Annotated in this window: 20 protein-coding genes and 1 other RNA gene; 13 read left to right on the forward strand and 8 right to left on the reverse strand. The window is 43.6% G+C overall.

Going from position 1 to position 17,727, the window contains the following annotated elements; genetic code table 11:
• Positions 1-253, forward strand: a 253-nt coding sequence (locus T491_RS0110470; protein WP_028903843.1) for an ATP-binding protein, incomplete at its 5' end; no start/stop codon positions are given.
• A gap of 549 nt (positions 254-802) precedes the next feature.
• On the opposite strand, the gene ssrA is transcribed toward T491_RS0110470, so the two are convergent.
• Positions 803-1,203, reverse strand: a transfer-messenger RNA (tmRNA) gene (gene ssrA, locus T491_RS17450).
• A gap of 154 nt (positions 1,204-1,357) precedes the next feature.
• Here ssrA and T491_RS0110475 point away from each other — a divergent pair.
• The 6 genes from T491_RS0110475 to T491_RS0110500 all read left to right on the forward strand — a co-directional run bounded on the left by T491_RS0110475 (position 1,358) and on the right by T491_RS0110500 (position 7,825).
• Complete coding sequence (locus tag T491_RS0110475; RefSeq protein ID WP_028903844.1) at positions 1,358-2,140, forward strand: polysaccharide biosynthesis/export family protein; 783 nt, start codon at positions 1,358-1,360, stop codon at positions 2,138-2,140.
• A gap of 14 nt (positions 2,141-2,154) precedes the next feature.
• Positions 2,155-3,723: a Wzz/FepE/Etk N-terminal domain-containing protein gene (locus T491_RS0110480; protein WP_028903845.1), complete on the forward strand. Its 1,569-nt coding sequence runs from the start codon at positions 2,155-2,157 to the stop codon at positions 3,721-3,723.
• Positions 3,724-3,784: 61 nt separating this feature from the next.
• Positions 3,785-4,888 (forward strand): EpsG family protein, encoded by a 1,104-nt coding sequence (locus T491_RS0110485; protein WP_231480236.1) that lies wholly within the window; start codon positions 3,785-3,787, stop codon positions 4,886-4,888.
• On the forward strand, positions 4,885-6,195 hold the full coding sequence (locus tag T491_RS0110490) for an oligosaccharide flippase family protein (RefSeq protein ID WP_028903847.1): 1,311 nt from the start codon (positions 4,885-4,887) through the stop codon (positions 6,193-6,195). The genes T491_RS0110485 and T491_RS0110490 overlap by 4 nt, the downstream gene beginning before the upstream one ends.
• Before the next feature lie 2 nt (positions 6,196-6,197).
• Positions 6,198-6,947, forward strand: coding sequence for a glycosyltransferase family 2 protein (locus tag T491_RS16310; protein WP_197018851.1), 750 nt, complete (start codon positions 6,198-6,200; stop codon positions 6,945-6,947).
• The gene (locus tag T491_RS0110500) at positions 6,944-7,825 is read left to right on the forward strand and encodes an alpha-1,2-fucosyltransferase (protein ID WP_028903848.1); all 882 of its coding nucleotides are present in this window, start codon (positions 6,944-6,946) and stop codon (positions 7,823-7,825) included. Before T491_RS16310 ends, T491_RS0110500 begins: the two co-directional genes overlap by 4 nt.
• Here T491_RS0110500 and T491_RS0110505 read toward each other — a convergent pair.
• Positions 7,814-8,569, reverse strand: a complete 756-nt coding sequence (locus T491_RS0110505; RefSeq protein ID WP_028903849.1) for a glycosyltransferase family 2 protein — start codon at positions 8,567-8,569, stop codon at positions 7,814-7,816. The two genes, T491_RS0110500 and T491_RS0110505, sit on opposite strands and share 12 nt — an antisense overlap.
• Positions 8,570-8,705: 136 nt before the next feature.
• Here T491_RS0110505 and T491_RS0110510 point away from each other — a divergent pair, with 136 nt between their 5' ends.
• The gene (locus T491_RS0110510) at positions 8,706-9,332 is read left to right on the forward strand and encodes a sugar transferase (RefSeq protein ID WP_036915937.1); all 627 of its coding nucleotides are present in this window, start codon (positions 8,706-8,708) and stop codon (positions 9,330-9,332) included.
• Here the strand turns inward: T491_RS0110510 and T491_RS16315 are convergent.
• Together T491_RS16315 and T491_RS0110520 are read right to left on the reverse strand one after the other, a co-directional pair.
• Entirely contained in the window at positions 9,329-9,724 is a 396-nt protein-coding gene (locus T491_RS16315; protein WP_197018852.1) for a lipocalin-like domain-containing protein, read from the reverse strand. The genes T491_RS0110510 and T491_RS16315 overlap by 4 nt on opposite strands.
• A gap of 12 nt (positions 9,725-9,736) precedes the next feature.
• Complete coding sequence (locus T491_RS0110520) at positions 9,737-11,221, reverse strand: capsule assembly Wzi family protein (RefSeq protein ID WP_028903851.1); 1,485 nt, start codon at positions 11,219-11,221, stop codon at positions 9,737-9,739.
• Between the two features lie 160 nt (positions 11,222-11,381).
• Between T491_RS0110520 and T491_RS17125 the strand changes: the two genes are divergently transcribed.
• Positions 11,382-12,209, forward strand: coding sequence for a hypothetical protein (locus tag T491_RS17125; protein WP_051523117.1), 828 nt, complete (start codon positions 11,382-11,384; stop codon positions 12,207-12,209).
• A gap of 3 nt (positions 12,210-12,212) precedes the next feature.
• Here the strand turns inward: T491_RS17125 and T491_RS0110530 are convergent, their stop codons facing one another.
• The gene (locus T491_RS0110530; RefSeq protein WP_028903852.1) at positions 12,213-12,719 is read right to left on the reverse strand and encodes a histidine phosphatase family protein; all 507 of its coding nucleotides are present in this window, start codon (positions 12,717-12,719) and stop codon (positions 12,213-12,215) included.
• Between the two features lie 87 nt (positions 12,720-12,806).
• On the opposite strand from T491_RS0110530, the gene T491_RS0110535 reads away from it, so the two are divergent.
• Positions 12,807-13,451, forward strand: coding sequence for a DUF308 domain-containing protein (locus T491_RS0110535; protein ID WP_231480238.1), 645 nt, complete (start codon positions 12,807-12,809; stop codon positions 13,449-13,451).
• Here the strand turns inward: T491_RS0110535 and udk are convergent.
• From udk to T491_RS0110550, 3 genes are read right to left on the reverse strand one after another with little or no spacing between them, the layout of a single operon-like run.
• Complete coding sequence (udk, locus tag T491_RS0110540) at positions 13,438-14,052, reverse strand: uridine kinase (protein ID WP_028903854.1); 615 nt, start codon at positions 14,050-14,052, stop codon at positions 13,438-13,440. The genes T491_RS0110535 and udk overlap by 14 nt on opposite strands.
• Positions 14,049-14,627: a uracil-DNA glycosylase family protein gene (locus tag T491_RS0110545; protein WP_028903855.1), complete on the reverse strand. Its 579-nt coding sequence runs from the start codon at positions 14,625-14,627 to the stop codon at positions 14,049-14,051. The genes udk and T491_RS0110545 overlap by 4 nt, the downstream gene beginning before the upstream one ends.
• Positions 14,624-15,670, reverse strand: a complete 1,047-nt coding sequence (locus tag T491_RS0110550) for an endonuclease/exonuclease/phosphatase family protein (RefSeq protein WP_028903856.1) — start codon at positions 15,668-15,670, stop codon at positions 14,624-14,626. Before T491_RS0110550 ends, T491_RS0110545 begins: the two co-directional genes overlap by 4 nt.
• Positions 15,671-15,820: 150 nt before the next feature.
• On the opposite strand from T491_RS0110550, the gene T491_RS0110555 reads away from it, so the two are divergent.
• From T491_RS0110555 to trxB, 3 genes are all read left to right on the forward strand, one after another.
• Entirely contained in the window at positions 15,821-16,075 is a 255-nt protein-coding gene (locus T491_RS0110555; protein WP_013064062.1) for a type B 50S ribosomal protein L31, read from the forward strand.
• A gap of 105 nt (positions 16,076-16,180) precedes the next feature.
• Positions 16,181-16,732: a glutathione peroxidase gene (locus T491_RS0110560; protein ID WP_028903857.1), complete on the forward strand. Its 552-nt coding sequence runs from the start codon at positions 16,181-16,183 to the stop codon at positions 16,730-16,732.
• Between the two features lie 29 nt (positions 16,733-16,761).
• Complete coding sequence (gene trxB, locus T491_RS0110565; protein WP_028903858.1) at positions 16,762-17,694, forward strand: thioredoxin-disulfide reductase; 933 nt, start codon at positions 16,762-16,764, stop codon at positions 17,692-17,694.
• The last annotated feature ends 33 nt before the right edge of the window (positions 17,695-17,727 follow it).

Genomic DNA, 17,727 nt, shown 5'->3' on the forward strand with positions numbered 1-17,727 from the left:
CATCAACAAGGAAGATGCAGCTGGCTTCTTCAATCTCATCAACACTATGCATGAGCATACCTCCATCATCATAACTACAAATAAGGCTCCTACAGAATGGGCCCAGACCCTCGATGATGAAGTGCTGGCATCTGCCTTGCTCGACCGAATTCTCTACAGATGTGAGGTGATAAATCTCAAAGGTACAAGCTATAGAATGGAGAACAGACAAACCATTTTCGACAAACAAAACATTAAAAAAACAGAAAAATGAAACTGGTTGGTTAACTTTACGAAAAACTGGTGTGTTTAGATTTGCTTATTACACGATTTGCATGGAAATGGGGCTATGGTGATGATTTTGAGCGAGAAATGGGGTGGATTGAGGCGGATTTTAGGCAATTTGAGGGCAATTTTACGAGGGGGCGAAATGGGTTGACGAGGACATGAAACGCTGAAAAACACCGATTTTGCAAAGAAAAGAGAGCCGTAACTTCCTCGTGGGAAAGAATATTTTTCCTCGCCTGAAAGATAACGTTTATCTACCTGAAAGTAACGTACTATTAATTCGAGCATTTTTAGCACAAAACGTCACAGATCCCAGTATCCCAGTTTTCTAAACGCACCTTGCCTCTTAATAATACATATATATTTATATAATTATACATATATTAACATTTATAAAAGAGTATATTAGGGTAGGTGGGCTGAAAAAAAACTGGGATACTGGGAAACTGGGACAGGCAGCACTACCACCGCACTCGGCTCGAAGATAACAACAGAGGATATGCCTGATACTCAGACATATCCTCTGTTTTAATTAAAGTGGAGCTGGAGGGAGTCGAACCCTCGTCCGCACAAGGAAACCATACGCTTTCTACACGCTTATCTTGGCCTTCATTTTCGAGCTGCAGCAAGACCCAAGCCACCAACTGCAACCTTATCTCCTAAAGCTTCATCCCTGCATCGGAGCCTACATGGACTATTTCCGATTTAACCTGCGCCGCTTGATCTCTGGATTCGGAACCACATCCTCGGAGCGACGTCTCGTTCCTCTACCTTGTAAAGGAATAAAGCCAGTAATCTACTATACTTCGATTAGGCAGCGAGAGCATACTCATTGTTGCCAATTATAATTTCCTTGACTCAGATTATGGAGGGAACCAAAGAAGCCTCCGCGTGCTTACGTACCATTTCATCTCGCCGTCAAATCCAGTCAACCCCAAGATGAAAATCGTCGTAACGAGAAACGCTCGCTTGCGATTTCGCCTGCAAAGATACCACTTTTTCTGTTACAAACAACATTTTTAGCCATAAAAATAGTATTTTTGCCACGATTTATATAATAAAAAAGGGCAAACGAGCGTTTAAAAGTATAATGAATACTAAGAGTTTTATAGCAATATGCGCTACAGTGGTGTTAGCAAGCTGCTCAACACCACAGAATTTCAACTATCTGCAAGACCTGGAAAACGGTCAGCAGACAGCAATCACCGTTGATGGTCATATCAGATTGCAGCCAAACGATCAGATAACAGTCATTGTGAAAAGCAAAGACCCACAACTGAGCAATCTGTTCAACAAATCGTTAGCCACCCAGATCAGTCAAGGCACTACTGCTGGCAGCCAATATATCGCGCCATACACGGTGAGTCCGCAAGGAACCATCGAGATACCCGTTGTTGGCGAGATTCAGATCAGCGGGATGACTCGCTATGAGGCCGAACAAGCCATCAAACGAGAACTGCAGAAAGAGCTACTGAAAGATGCCAACGTGACAGTAGAGCTACATAACATGACCTACACGGTAACAGGTGAAGTAAAAGCACCTGGTGTTTACAAGATTGAGAAAGACCAGCTGACCCTCATGGAAGCATTAGGTAAAGCAGGCGATCTATCGCAATATGGTAAGCGCGATTCAGTTATGGTGGTTAGAACCGAAGGTAATATGCAGAAGACATACATTCTGAGCCTCAACTCAGCAAAAGACCTTTTCGGCTCAGAAGCCTACTATATCCACCAGAACGACATTATCTACGTGAAAGCAAACGATGTGAGAGCACGCCAATCGACTGCAAACGGCAACGAAACCCGCAGCATATCATTCTGGTTATCAATCGTTTCAGTACTCACTACGGTAGCCGTTCTCGTATTTAAATAAACAACGAAGAAAAAATGGATTTACAACAGTATCTGTACGAATGCAAGAGACATTGGCGGTGGTTTGTAGCATCAACCACAGCCACAATCCTTATAGCCATCCTATTTCTGCTGACAACCGTATCGCAATACGAACGCAGCGCCACCATATTAGTAAAGGACGAGAATGGTGGCAGCGGACTATTGTCGTCGATGTCAGCCAACATGGGCATGCTGGCAGGAATGGCTGGAATCAATATTGCCTCGAATGTGAACAATGAAATGGAGATTCTTTCGAGTCCATCGCTGCTGATGGAAGTTGTGAACCGATTGGGACTCGATACCCATTATGAGATGTACGACGGATTGATGAAACGCGAGTTATGGGAGGAGACACTGCCAGTAAAACTATCTTTCCCTAAGCTATCAGATAAAGACGGTGCCAGTATGAAAATGGACCTGCACCAGGACGGCACCTTTACCCTCTATAAGATACGCAAAGACAAAGACAAGGTAGATGAAGAGATTCCTGGCAAGGTAAACACCATATGCCAGACGCCCATCGGCCCCATCAGCGTCATCGCCACCAAGCACTTCAAGCAAGTGATGGACAAAAACGGCGATATGACCATACACATCACCAAGGAGAAAAAGTTCGACCAGGTAGAAGGCTGTATGAAGACATTGGATGTTTCCTTAGCCAACGACCAGACGAACATCATCCATATAGGCTATCAGGATCAGATAGCCGAACGAGCAGAACTGATCATCAACACCCTCATTAAGGTGTATCAGGATGAATGGATGAAAGACAAACAGAGCACGGCTGACATTTCGACCAAGTTTATCAATGAGCGCATCAAAGACATTGAGCAGGAACTGAGCGGACTCGATAAGAACATCGCACAGTTCAAGGGCAGCAATCTGATGCCCGACTATGAAGAGGCAGCCAAGATGTATATGGCCAACGCAGCACTCACCTACGAACAGCAGGTGAAGGTGAACAACCAGCTATACATCATGGAGCAGATGCGCCAGCAGGTGAACCATACGGAAGGCAGCAATCAGGTATTGCCAGCCAATCTGCTTCCTGACAACGATAACGTAGCCAAGCAGATAAACGAATACAACAAGCTGCAACTGCAGCGCAACCAGATGGCCGACAACAGCAGCGAAAACAATCCGCTGGTAAAGGATCTGGATGCGCAGCTGGGCAGCATGCGCAAGGCGATCGTTAACTCACTGGACCACAGCGTAGCTCAACTCAAAGCCAGTCAGAAGGCCGTGAACCGTGAGGACCAGAAACTGAAGCAGCAGATATCGGCAGCTCCATCAGAAGTTACCAAGGTGCTTCCCGCCGAGCGTCAGCACAAGATCATCGAGGCCCTCTACATCTATCTTTTAGAAAAGCGCGAGGAGAACAGCCTCACCCAAGTGTACAACTCGCAGAATCTGCGCATCGTATCGCCACCTATGGGAAAACTCAAGCCTATATTCCCCAAGAAAGGCACGAGCCTGCTCATTGCCCTATTCCTCGGCCTGGCTATTCCTGCCTTCTATTTCTATCTGAAGCTAAATGTCAGGAGCATATTAAAAGAGGCATAAAAGCAAGGAAGCGATGGTGTTGGTTTTTCTTTATTTTGCCCTGTTTCTTATAGTACACTTAGTGGCAAAGCAGTTTAAAACCGTTGGAGCAGCCCGTCTGTTCCAATTGGTGGCATGTTTTGTGCTGCTATTTGGCTTCTTTGGATTCAGAGATATCTCTGTACTTAACGACACCTCGCATTACTATGGTTTTTACTATCTGAAGGCTCACCTGTTAAGCTACAAGACTGAGCCTGTCACCACCTTTCATCTACTGGACAAATTTGAGTATGGATTCCAGATACTCATCCACATCCTGGTGCGATATGTATCTGACAATCCCTATACAATCATCATTTTTTCGAGCCTGGTAATTACCATTGGCGAACTATGGATTATCGACAAAAATGCAAAGAGCATAGCCTACGCGTGCTTCTATATGTTAGTAGCCAGCATGTTTTTTTCCCACTATTGCATTATCCGTCAGACATTTGCATTGTTATTATTCTATATTGCATTCGGATATTTAGAGCAAGGAAAAAAAGTAAAGTACTGCATATTGGTACTATGTGCCAGCATGTTCCATATTTCGGCCTTATTTCTGCTTTTCCTACCAATTGTTGTACACATAAAGCCCTCCAAACGCCACGCAGCAATAGCTATAAGCACAGCATTAGTGCTGGCTGTATTTCTTTTTGAAATCCTTTCGCTATTGGGACTGCGCGATCACCCCTACTATCAAAAGGCCATACAAAAAGGTACACTCTCAATGATTGGTTTAGTTGACTTGCTGTTTATGTGCCTATTCGTAGCGCTATGTCTTTTGGCTCAAAAGCTTAACAAGGCACTCTCAATGAAGCCCATATACTTTTGGGTCTTCCTAACAGCCTTTTGCGTTTCCCTTTTGGCCCCAGTCATCTACCCTATTTCGCGAATTAATGAATATCTGTGGCCCTTCATGATCTTCCAACTCCTACGGTATATCGAACCTGCTGCTATGCGCCAACCATACGGACAGCCTAGCAACAAATTCAACAAATTACTTCGCATAATTGTTATTGCTCTATTTGCCATTAGGCTGATAGGCATTAACACCATCCGTCCGGAATGGTTGCATATTGATGATTATAAGTTTTACGATTTCTCGAAAACTCATCACACCTACAATCTGTATCCACTAAAATGAAAGATAACATAAAAACAATATACTCACAGATAAAGGCCTCGGACATTGCCCTGAGAATGAGTAACGGAGCCATATGGTCGTTCACAGGAACAGCCTTAGGTAAGTTTCTGGTTTTTCTGAGCGGCATATTATGCGCTCGCATTCTCGGCAAAGAGCAGTTTGGCCAGTTGGGAATGGTACGCTCCACACTTGGCATGTTTATTATTCTTGGAGCAGGTGGAATAGGCGTAACAGCCACAAGATACATAGCGGCATTCAGGAAAGAACAGCAAGCACATGCAGCCTCAATCTATCGCATGTCTTTCATCTTCTCACTGGTACTTGGCATTACCATCACCACTATTGCACTTGCCACATCACCATTGCTATCTGCAGATTATCTAAAAGCCCCTGAACTAACCAATCCATTGCTCATTGGCAGTGTAATATTACTGTTATCGATACTAAACAGTTCGGAAAACGGCACGTTGGCTGGACTCGAAGATTTCAAATCAATAGCCATCAATACGCTAATAGGTAGCTTTTTCGAGGCTGCCTGTATGGTTGTTGGGGCTTATTTCTATCAGTTAGAAGGTGCAGTAGCAGGTTTTGCGATTGGAGTTTTGTGTCTTTATATAGCCAACAAGCTGTCAGCTATCAGGGCGCTCCAAAAAGCAGGAATATCAGCCTTTGCAAAGAGTGTTAATCGTGAAGACTGGGCTTTGATATTAAGTTATAGTATACCCGCCACCCTATCGGCACTCACAGTTACACCTGTTTTCTGGTTAGTTCGCTCCATGTTGGTAAGAGTAAGTAATTATGGCGAATTAGGTATTTTCGAGGCTGCAGACCAATGGAAAGTAATACTACTGTTTATACCAGGCACTATCTGCCAGATTGTACTTCCGATTATGTCGAGTATTACCGACTATCACACATTCCGCAAAGCCCTTATAGGCAATCTTGCTCTTATTGGTGGCATAGCAACCATACTGGCTTTTGTATCATGGTTTGTTGCTCCACTACTAATGCCTCTCTATGGCAAAACCTTTACTGATACTACCACTCTAACGGCTTTGGCATTTTCTACCATCCCCACAGCACTTGCACAAATACTGGAGATGACGCTCTATAGTCGAGAAAAAATGTGGACATGCTTTGGATTTAATATCGTATGGGGCATATCAACAGTAGCATTAGCCTACCTTTTTCTTGAAAATCAGCAAGGAGCCTTTGGCATTGCAATGGCCATACTTCTGGCATATATATTAAAGTTACTATGTATGGGTAGTTATCTATCGATTATAACGAAAGGAGGCAAGCAATGATTATGTTCAGTATCGTGATACCAACCTATAATCATCTGCCACTGCTTAAACGTGCACTTGATTCGGTTCTGCAGCAACAGGATGCAGACTATGAGGTGATTGTGACTGATGATTCTGACAACAATGAGATTTCAAACTACATCAAATCTATCGATAAACCGATTAGATACTTTCGCCACGAATCAAGCGGAAAAGCTGCTGATAATTGGAATTATGGCCTATCGAAAGCTGAAGGGAAGTTTGTGATACTGATGCATCATGATGAAGCAATGGTTAGTAAAACACACCTTAGACTCATCGCTCAGCAAATGGAGAAATCAGAGGTTGTCATTACAGATGTGGAGGTATTGCAACATGGAAAGAAGAGACACAGACTTACAACAAATTTCACACAACGTTTTGCCTGCCAGCATCCAAAGCTTTTGTTCTTACAAAATACCATTGGCCCTACAGCCTGCTTAGCATTTAGGCGAAATCAAATGCAACAGTTTAATTCCAACCTAACATGGCTGGTAGATGTTGAATGGTATTATCGAATGCTACAAGGGAAGCAAGTTTCTTATTATAAGAGTTGCAAGATACAGTCTTATCACGGACACGAAAGACAAATCACTCAGCATCTGAACGTCATGAAGGAATTCAGAAAAGACAAAGTCATCATCAACAACACATATGGAAGAAAAATACAATTAGCCATCTGGTTATATGAACACATAATACTTGGAACCAAAAAGCTATTAGGGAAAATATGAAAATCGTGAAAGTCATAGGTGGTCTGGGTAACCAGATGTTTCAATTTGCTCTTTACAAGGTGCTGCAACAACAGTTCCCAAACGAGCGGATTCTTTTAGATCTGCACTGTTTCAATGGATACAAGAAACACTATGGCTTTGAAATCACCAGAATATTCCATGCAGGATATGAGGAAGCAAAACTGCTGGAGATAGCACGATTAGCCTATCCCTACCCCAACTTTCAAACCTGGAGAATAGGCAGCCGACTGCTTCCCGTACGCAGAACCATGCTGAAAGAAAAAGCGAATCTAAGTATCGAGAAACATCTGCTTGACGATACAGGTGATAAGTACTATGACGGATATTGGCAGCACGAAGACTATTTCATCAATCAGCGGGAACTAATACTCAAAACGTTCAGATTCCCGGACTTTACGGATGAAAGAGATCTCAATCTGGCACAACAAGCAGCAAACTGCAATAGCGTGGCCATCCATGTGCGACGAGGCGACTATATTACCGATAAGCTCTTTAAGGACATCTGCACCATCGACTATTATACAGATGCCATACATGAAGTATATTCAAGAACGACGCCAGATTTATTCCTGATCTTCTCAAACGACATCTCATGGTGCAAGCAGAACCTATCAGCACATATCAAACATCCCATTATCTATGTAGATTGGCATAGAGACTATGAAAACTATAGAGACATGCAGCTGATGACCTACTGCCAGCACCATATCATTGCCAACTCTTCCTTCTCGTGGTGGGGCGCCTGGCTTCATCAAGGCAGCCAGCAAATCGTCATCTGCCCGGAAAAATGGATGAATATCAATCATCTGGTGTCGCCAGCTTCCCCAACATGGATAAAAATCAGCTCAAATCCATGATTTCCGGATGGCATGATATGCATACTTTACAAAATAGAAGAGAGACAGATACAGATTCAGACTCTCCACACGACGATAAATGAACCACTGCCAACGCATGGTTACAAATTTATTTGAAGAGATAGAGGCTTTTCGCACTCTATATAATGCATCTACATAACCTGTATTGACAGCCTCGCCACCATGACGCAATAACGAAAGCCACAATGCATAGTCTTCATGTCCACAGGAAGGAAAGAAGCATTTTCCAATCTTTTCCGCATCATAGATAGCTGTAAGACAGCCTATGACATTTCCTTCCAACAGTTTTCTGTACCCTACTTTCATTGGCATAGAGAGCACGCGATTATTCCGAGTGCCAGTCTGACTGACTTTCTCAAAATCCGAAAAAACAAGAAAAGCTTCGGAATGCTTCGCAAAGCAATCTAATTGATGCTGCAATTTCGAAGGCAACCAAACATCATCACTATCCAGAAAGGAAATATAACGACCTTTTGACTTTTCTATGCCCAAATTCCGCGGCACAATAGGAGAACCAGAACATGCAGGCGTTCTATATAGATGGATTCGATCATCTACTGAAGCAAATCTCATCACTATTTCAGAAGATGAATCAGAGGAGCAATCGTCAACAACTATCAGCTCCCAGTTGGGATATGTCTGATTAATCACTGAAGAAATAGAACTCTCCAGATAGTCAGCATTATTATAAACGGGCATGATAATTGATACCAATTGATTCATATGCATATATAAAACCGACGCAAAATTACACTTTTTTCCTGAGATAAGAACTATTTGAATTATTTTTTTTAGAATACATAATAAATAAATGGAGGTAACGTTATAATAAGTATAACAATAAACAATAAATATCTGGATGAACCAAAGCTACTCGTATATATTTGATGGTATGAACGCTTTTGAAAAAGAAGTCAAGCGATGGATTGATTTCTTTTTTGCAAGCGTGTGCTTAATAGTTTTCTCACCACTATTTCTGGCTTGCTATATTGCTATCAAACGCAATCACGACGGTCCTGTGATTTTCAAACAAGAACGTATCGGACGATTCGGGCGGCCTTTCACCATCTATAAATTCCGTAGCATGCGAATCAATGCAGAAGAAAACGGTCCTCAATTATGTAATGACGGTATCGACGAGCGCCTTACAAAGACCGGGAAATTCCTGCGTGAGCATCATCTTGACGAACTACCCCAACTATGGAATATCTTTCTTGGCGATATGGCATTTATCGGACCACGACCAGAGAGAGCATATTATATTGAACAAATTATCAAACAAGATCCACGATATACATATCTCTACCAAATACGTCCAGGCATTACCTCGATGGCTACACTATATAATGGTTATACTGACTCTATGGAGAAGATGCTGAAACGTCTGGAAATGGACCTTGACTACTTGGAGCATCGCTCATGGTGGTTAGACATCAAGATACTTGGGCTGACATTTCTTAGAATTATCTTTGGAAAGAAGTTTTAGTATTTTCTGAATTCCAAAGTATTGTTAGCATCATCAAGCACCATATGGCTACTTGTTAGTTTCACGATATTAAACTCGGCAGAAGTACTGCCTATACCATAAGGAACCAGCAAGTCAGCGTCCTCGAGGGCAACATCGTCTAAGTCGCGATCCACTCTATAAGGGGCCGACAACTTCAGTTTGTTACCTTCGCGAGTAAAACTCATCACAATATCCTGATGCACCTTATTCACATCGCGCAATTCCAGGATATGCCCCTGGAATGACCACGTGATACCAGGCGAAGAAGTCAGCTGCCAAAAGCCGTCAAGATGACCATTGTCAGAGTATTCCTTATCACAACCTGTCAATAACAAGGTTACACCTATTATCATATATAATATACGTTTCATCTTCATGAACTGTTACTTTATTAATCCTTTTTTGACGATTGACAACTGAAAACCGAAGTTGTCGCCTCGCAACTTGCCAAAATCAGCAGCTACAGCACCTTTTATGCTCCAGCCTGCTTTTAGAGTATAATCAGCCTCAGCCATACAACTCACATTCTCCATAGGGCAGGTTGGCAGATAATAATACGAGCCATAACTCTTTTGCCAGGAAGCCAACACACGATAGTGCAATTGTTGTAAGGGCGAGCCACTAAAACCTAAGTGCCAAGCCACAAAGCGGTTATGCTCCACCTCAATATGGCCATCGGCATTATAGAGCGGAGAAACGTAAAGCGGATTACCCATCACCTGCCCCCAATGCTGCCAACCAGTATAGAGATGGTGATTATAGTAATTATCGCGACCACTAATCTGGTAGCCTACATGACTGGTCTGATCATGATAAACCGGACCGCCCTGATACTTGGTGTACAGATACTCTACAACAATATCGTTAAGCCACGCATTAGCTTTTAGTTGTAATTCGGCACCTAACAGCCAATCCTTAAAGTCGTACCAGAAGAACTTATCGCCACTCTTGTTTACATGAAACATCATCGAGTTATCCTCAAAAAACTGATCGGCATATACAGCCAGATTCCAGGTGGGCTGATCGTAACTAAAACGTGCTACCCACGAGCCCAACTGATTACCTTCTACATTCTTGAAATTGCCATCAGTAGCATCAGTACCTCCAGGAATAAAGGCATTCTTAAAGGATTTCAGTCCTTCATCGTTGACATACACCGTTTCTACGCCATTCTCAAACAAATGCGAGGTACCTCCAAACTGGCAGGCCATTTCCAAACCCAACTCTGCTGTAAAGTTACCTGGTCCTATCTTCAGATAACCTGCCTTACTATGATAGAGCGTACCCTCGGTGTAACGGTTCTGGGGAGCTACAAAATCCTTTTGCCAACCAGCGTCGGTGGATTTGCCGTAGGCTATATGTCCTTTCAGCGCTAACCAGTTATTTGTACCAGGGATTGTCCAGTATTCAGGCAACGCCAAACGTACCTGAGGCACTGGGCGGGCATTGATACCAAGCGTCTGTGAGCCTGTACTCAACTCCTGGTTCTTCAGTTCCATGGGATATTCCTTGGCTCCGACAGTCAGCGTCCCCTTCAGCCATCGGCCTTCTACATATGCCTGCTGTACAATCACTGTACTTGTAAAACCAGCAGCTACCGCGATATCAGCACCATAACCTATCCCCCACTTCCGATTATCATCAGCAGAAAGCGGGCGCTCTATAGATCCACGCAGATAGCCATTGGCTGTTTTGAGTGAACTGAGTCCATACTTATTAGCATTCAGCCACAAAGGGGTATGGTCACCATCGGATAGCGTAGCCTGCATCTCCGCCCGATAATGAATGCTATCGGTAAGCGAACGTTGTTGAGCGCTCATAACCAGAGAGCTACACATTATTAATAATATAGATACAAATTTCTTCATATTGGGGGCAAAATTACACAAAAATATTCATAATTAAAAGACATATAGGGATTTTCCTCTGCCCATTTAGGGAAAATCCTTTGTATATGAGATAGAAATGTTGTTTCTTTGCAACGTGAAACAATAATTTGAATGTCGAACCAATTAAAAAGATACGATTATGAAGAAGATGATATTCGCACTGATGGTGATGCTGACCTCAACAATGACAGCAAGTGCAATGAGCTATGAGCAGGCTCGCAACGAAGCCCTGTTTCTCACCGATAAGATGGCGTACGAGCTGAACCTCACTGACGAACAGTACGAGGCTGCCTATGAAATAAACCTCGACTATCTGATGGGAGTAGCTGGACGCGATGATGTATTCGGCACTTATTGGGAGCGCAGAAATCTCGATTTGAGCTACATCCTGTTCGACTGGCAGTGGAATGCTTATATTGCAGCATCCTACTTCTACCGTCCACTTTATTGGGAGGCTGGATACTGGCACTTCGGCATCTATCGTCGCTATCCACATCGCGATTTCTTCTACTTCGGTCGTCCTCACTTCTATGCAACTTATCGTGGTGGACACGCTTGGCACATCCACGGTACACATGGCTACTACTATGGACGTAGAGAGCACTTCCGCCCTACTCACAGAGAGCACTTTGGCATGCACGATCGTTGGAATCGTGGCGACTTCCGCAATCTTCGTCACAGTTCTACCCGCGTAACTGGTCGTCACGATAGTCATCGTTTCGAGAGTCGTCCCAATAGCCATCGCATTGAAAGCCGACCAGAGAATCGCCACTACGAGAACCGCAGCAACGGCATCAATCGTCGCAACGACAGTTCTTTTGGAGGTTATCGCGGTGGTTCGCACAGCAGTTCACACAGCAGTTCGCATGGAACCCGCAGCGTAGGCAACAGTTCGCATAGCAGCTCTAACAACTCTTCTTCAGGCTCAAGCCACTCTGGTGGTAGCCGTATGGGAGGTCGTCGATAGGAACTATAACTCAAGGATGCGGACTTCAGCGTTCTGCATCCTTTGAATCTCGCTCATTGGTTTTTGATAGTAATATGATTGTATAGCTTTGTTGATGATGCCATGGCCTACGGCCAATACCTTCTTTCCCGGGAATGTCTCTCTGACATAAGCGATGAATTCGCCTGCCCTGGAAAGAAGGTTCTCTAATGTTTCAATATCATCAGGCCATGTCTCACCTTTTAAATCCGGAATATAACGACCAGTAAAACTACCCCAGTCGCGTTCGCGAAGCAAGGGTGTCGTCAGTACCTCCAACTGATGTGGTTCGGCAATGATACGTGCAGTATCAATAGAGCGTTTCAAGTCGCTGGCCAGAACAACATCAAGTGGTTTATCCTGCCAATCACGACTGAACTCCTGAGCCTGGCGAATACCATTCTCGTTCAGTTCACCTTGGGTCTGTCCCTGCATAATCTGATTGGCGTTATCTATCGTCTCGCCGTGTCTAACCAAGTATAAAGTTGTCATCATCTTTTAAAATTTGCTGCAAAATTACAGAATTATTTGCTCATTCCACCTTATTTTACTATATTTGCACCGTAAAACCAAGAAATTATGAAGATGAAGATACTACAAAGTTCCATTTTCCGTGCCATTTGCGCCATAGCCATTGGTATCATGCTGATTAAGTACCCAGATAACACCGTTACATGGATCACAGTTGCTATTGGCATTCTGTTCCTATTATCAGGTGTCATATCGATGGTTGTGTATTTCAACGCCAACAAACATGTATCCGACTATAAGATTTCCGATGCTGAAGGCAATGTCATCACGGGCGAAAAACCAACATTTCCACTTGTTGGATTAGGTAGTATTATCTTAGGATTGCTGTTAGCCATCACCCCACACATCTTTATTACAGCGCTCATGTATATCATTGGAGCGATACTGATACTTGGCGCTATTAACCAGTATATGGTACTTGTAAAAGCACGCAGATTCGGAAAAATGAGTTTTGCTTATTGGATATTTCCATCTGTAATCCTGCTTACAGGTCTTTATGTCATGCTCAGGCCAATGAGCCCTGCCAGCATGGCTATGCTGATACTCGGTTGGTGCTCACTGTTGTATGGTATAACAGAAATCATCAACTCGCTGAAAATCCAGTCAAACAAGCGAAAAGCAGAGAAAGCACAGGAGATCCCTGTAGCTGAGGAAGTAAAAGAAGATGTTACGGAAGTGACTACACTCCCGTAACGATTCCTTCGATATATGTTTTGAGGATGTGGATTCCCGTACGGTTATCACCTCCCCAGGGAACTATCAGATCAGCGAACTTCTTGGTTGGTTCGATAAACTGTTCGTGCATGGGCTTCAGTACCTTTTCATAGCGGTCCAGAACCATATCTACCGTACGTCCACGCTCTACAACATCGCGACGGATGTTACGAATCAGTCGTACATCGCTATCCGTATCCACAAAAATCTTCAAATCCATCATATCACGGAGCTTCTTGTAATGCAAAGCCATGATTCCCTCAATGATAATCACAGGCTTAGGCTCTACATGGATGGTTTCCTTCAGACGGTTGCTCTCTATATATGAATAGGTAGGCTGTTCAATTGTTTCACCATTCTTCAGTTTCTTGATGTGTTCCGTCAGGAGCTTCCAGTCGAAAGCATCAGGATGGTCGAAGTTGATAGCCTTACGCTCTTCGGGCGTCAACCCTGTAGTGTCGTTGTAATACGAGTCGAGGGGCACAACTGCTGCACAATGTGGAGGCAGAGCTTTGGATATTCTCTTAACAACGGTAGTCTTACCAGAACCTGTACCTCCTGCAATTCCAATGATTGTCATAATCCTAAGTATTTAAACACAATATTATAAAAGTCTGCTTTACGTTCTGTTTTCATGGGATAGGCCCTCGAACTGCTGGGCATGCGATAAAGACGCAGCATTCTGCCATCGAGCTTAAAATCTGCATACTCCCCCACCTTGGGGCTCATGATTCCATAATGATTACAAAACAAATCTGTAGCCAATTGGCCTGCTGTTATCACAGCCTCGCAACAAGGTAAGCTTCTGAGCATAGCATCGAGATCGGTTGGTTCAACAATCTCCAGATCCTTATCAGATGCATTATCCTTGGTTCTGCGAATACGGGTGGCGGTATCATACATGGCTATTCCCTTCTCATTCAAGAAAGGAATGATACGTTCCAAGTCGAACCGCTTCTCCTGTTCAAGCACAAAATGCTGCTTGTCATCAAAGAAACAGATGCCAAAAATACGCCACATATCATTAATAAAATTGGGATAATAGAAACGCATACACCATCGTTTCTCTGCAGGCGGGAAAGTACCAAGCATCAACAACTTGGCATTCGCAGGCAGAAACGGTTCGAATGGATGTCGCTCTACTATCTCACTCATTTCTCCTTCATTAAGTAAACCAAAGTTGGCAAATGATCACTATAACCGTTCAACCACTTACCACCAGCACTTGTACGCAAGGTATTTCCCCTAAACGGTCCATCTTGCTGAATCAGATAATCGCGGCGGAAAATCTGATAATCCAGAAGTTTCAAGGTAGAGAAGTCCTTCTGACCAGTCTGATTGAGGAGATTAGATGATAGGATAATCTGATCGAACAGATTCCAAGAACCTTGGAACTGGAGTGTACCCTGACCAGAAGCCAACATATTCCACCAAGGATTAAATAGACCCCCCTCTTCTACTTCACTCATTTCGCGCTTAGCACCTAAGCACTTCGACATCGACAAATCCTGAGGATCGTCGTTCATATCGCCCATAATGAATAATTTCACATTAGGATCGTCTTTCTGTAACGAATCCTTGACTGCGCGTAGCTGCATTCCACCATCCTCACGAGTATAAGAAGCAGCTCCACGCGAAGGCAGATGGTTAACGATAATAGTTACATGCTCTTTTGCCAGCATGCCGCTCACCACCAGGAACCCACGGGTGGCACGGCCCGCATCCTCAGGCCTATTATATATATAAGGTACGAGCTTATAGTTCTTCACCTTAAACAGTTGGGGATTATAGAGCAATGCACAATCGATGCCACGCTGATCGGGACCTTCCACATGTACGAACTGGATACCGCGCGCTTTGAGTGCCGGCTGGTTCACAAGATCGGTCAAGCACTTGGCATTTTCCACCTCAGCCACACCAATAGCTGCACAACCTACATCCGGAAGCTGATCTGTTCCCATATCAGCCAACACACGAGCCATATTCTTTAACTTATTGGTGTATTTTTCCGTATCCCATTTAAAATTACCCTCTGGCAGAAATTCGTAATCATTCTTTCCTTCATCATGAGTCGTATCAAACAGGTTTTCCAGATTATAGAAACCGATACCATACACCTGCTGTCCTTTTTTGTTTTTGGCATGGCATCCTACCAAAACGAGGAGTAAAAATAACGATAAAAACTGAAATCTTCGCATATTAGTACTAATTATGATGCAAAAATAGCACAAAAATCTGAGTAAACAAAGAAAAAAACACAAAAAGTTTGTAAATTCAGAAAAAACTTCGTAACTTTGCACCCGCTTTATGCGAAATTTATATTTATAACATTAATATTTAAACTCAAAATGAAAAAAGGTATTCATCCAGAAAACTATCGCCCCGTCGTATTTAAGGATATGTCCAACGGCGATATGTTCCTTACGAAGTCTACTGCAAAGACAAATGACACTGTAGAATTCGAAGGCGAAACTTACCCAGTGGTAAAAGTCGAAATTTCAAGCACCTCTCACCCATTCTATACAGGTAAGAGCAAGCTCGTTGACACTGCAGGACGTGTCGATAAGTTCATGAGCCGCTACGGTAAGGCTGCGAAGAAGTAAGATAAAACCGCAAAGAACATTAAAAGATGCGTCCATGGTAGTTGCATATGCCAAGGCCGCATCTTTTTTTATTATATTACAATAGGAATATTATTACAACACGATATGAAAACAGTTTATGACTTCACTGTCAAAGACAGAAAAGGTAAGGACGTATCTCTGAAGGAATACGCCAACGAGGTGTTGCTGATTGTAAACACAGCAACAAAATGTGGATTTACACCACAGTACGATGAATTGGAGAAACTTTATGAAAAGTACCACAGTCAAGGTTTTGAGATTCTCGATTTCCCATGCAACCAGTTTGGTCAGCAGGCTCCTGGTACTGATGAGAGCATCCATGAGTTCTGTAAACTGAACTTTGGTACAGAATTCCCTCGCTTCAAGAAGGTAAAGGTAAATGGCGACGACGCTGATCCTCTTTACAAGTTCCTTCAGGAACAGAAGGGATTCGCCGGTTGGGACATGACCCACAAGATAGCCCCCATCCTCGACGACATGCTTTCAAAAGAGGATCCTGACTATAAGCAGAAAGCAGATATCAAGTGGAACTTCACTAAATTCCTTATTAATAAGAAAGGACAGGTAGTTGCACGCTTCGAGCCCACTGAGAACATCGACAATATTGCCAAGCAGATCGAAGAACTGCTCAAGTAATAGCCAACATCATAATAAACAGTTATCATATGGAACATACCAAGTGTTTAATTATCGGTAGTGGCCCCGCAGGTTATACTGCAGCCATTTATGCCTCACGTGCCAACTTGAGTCCAATCGAGTATAGCGGCATGCAGCCAGGCGGACAGCTCACCCAGACCACAGAGGTTGAGAACTTCCCAGGTTATCCTCAGGGTGTTGACGGCAATCAGATGATGATGGATCTGCTGGAACAGGCTCAACGCTTTGGAACAGATATCCGTAGTGGAGAGATTGTCAAGGTTGACTTTTCGAAAGCTCCATACGTTTGCACTGCCGACGATGGTACAGAGATTGAAGCTGATACCGTAATTATTGCCACTGGTGCTTCTGCCAAGTATTTAGGACTTGACGACGAGCGCAAGTACAACGGACAGGGGGTTTCTGCATGCGCTACCTGCGATGGTTTCTTCTATCGCAAGAAGACTGTGGCAGTAGTAGGTGGCGGCGATACCGCTTGCGAAGACGCTCTCTATCTGGCAGGACTGGCCAAAAAGGTCTACCTGATTGTCCGCAAACCTTTCCTTCGCGCTTCTCAGGTGATGCAACAGCGCGTAAAGGAGAACGAGAACATCGAGATTCTTTTCGAGCATAATACCCTTGGTCTTTATGGCGAGAATGGTGTTGAAGGTGCCCATCTGGTTAAGCGTAAGGGTGAAGCCGATGAGGAACTGGTTGACATTGCTATCGACGGATTCTTCCTTGCAATTGGCCACAAGCCCAACACCGACATTTTCAAGGAGTGGTTGGATATGGACGAGACAGGCTATCTGAAGAAGATTGACGGTACGCCAAAGACCAAGATTCCAGGCGTATTTGTTGCAGGCGATTGCGCTGACCCCGTATATCGACAGGCTATCTCCGCTGCAGGTTCTGGCTGCCAAGCAGCTATCGAAGCTGAGAGATTCTTGTTGAACAGGTAATATAATTTGAAAAGGCTCGTCTCACGACGAACC

The organism is Prevotella sp. P6B4 (assembly GCF_000619985.1).
Lineage (GTDB): Bacteria > Bacteroidota > Bacteroidia > Bacteroidales > Bacteroidaceae > Prevotella.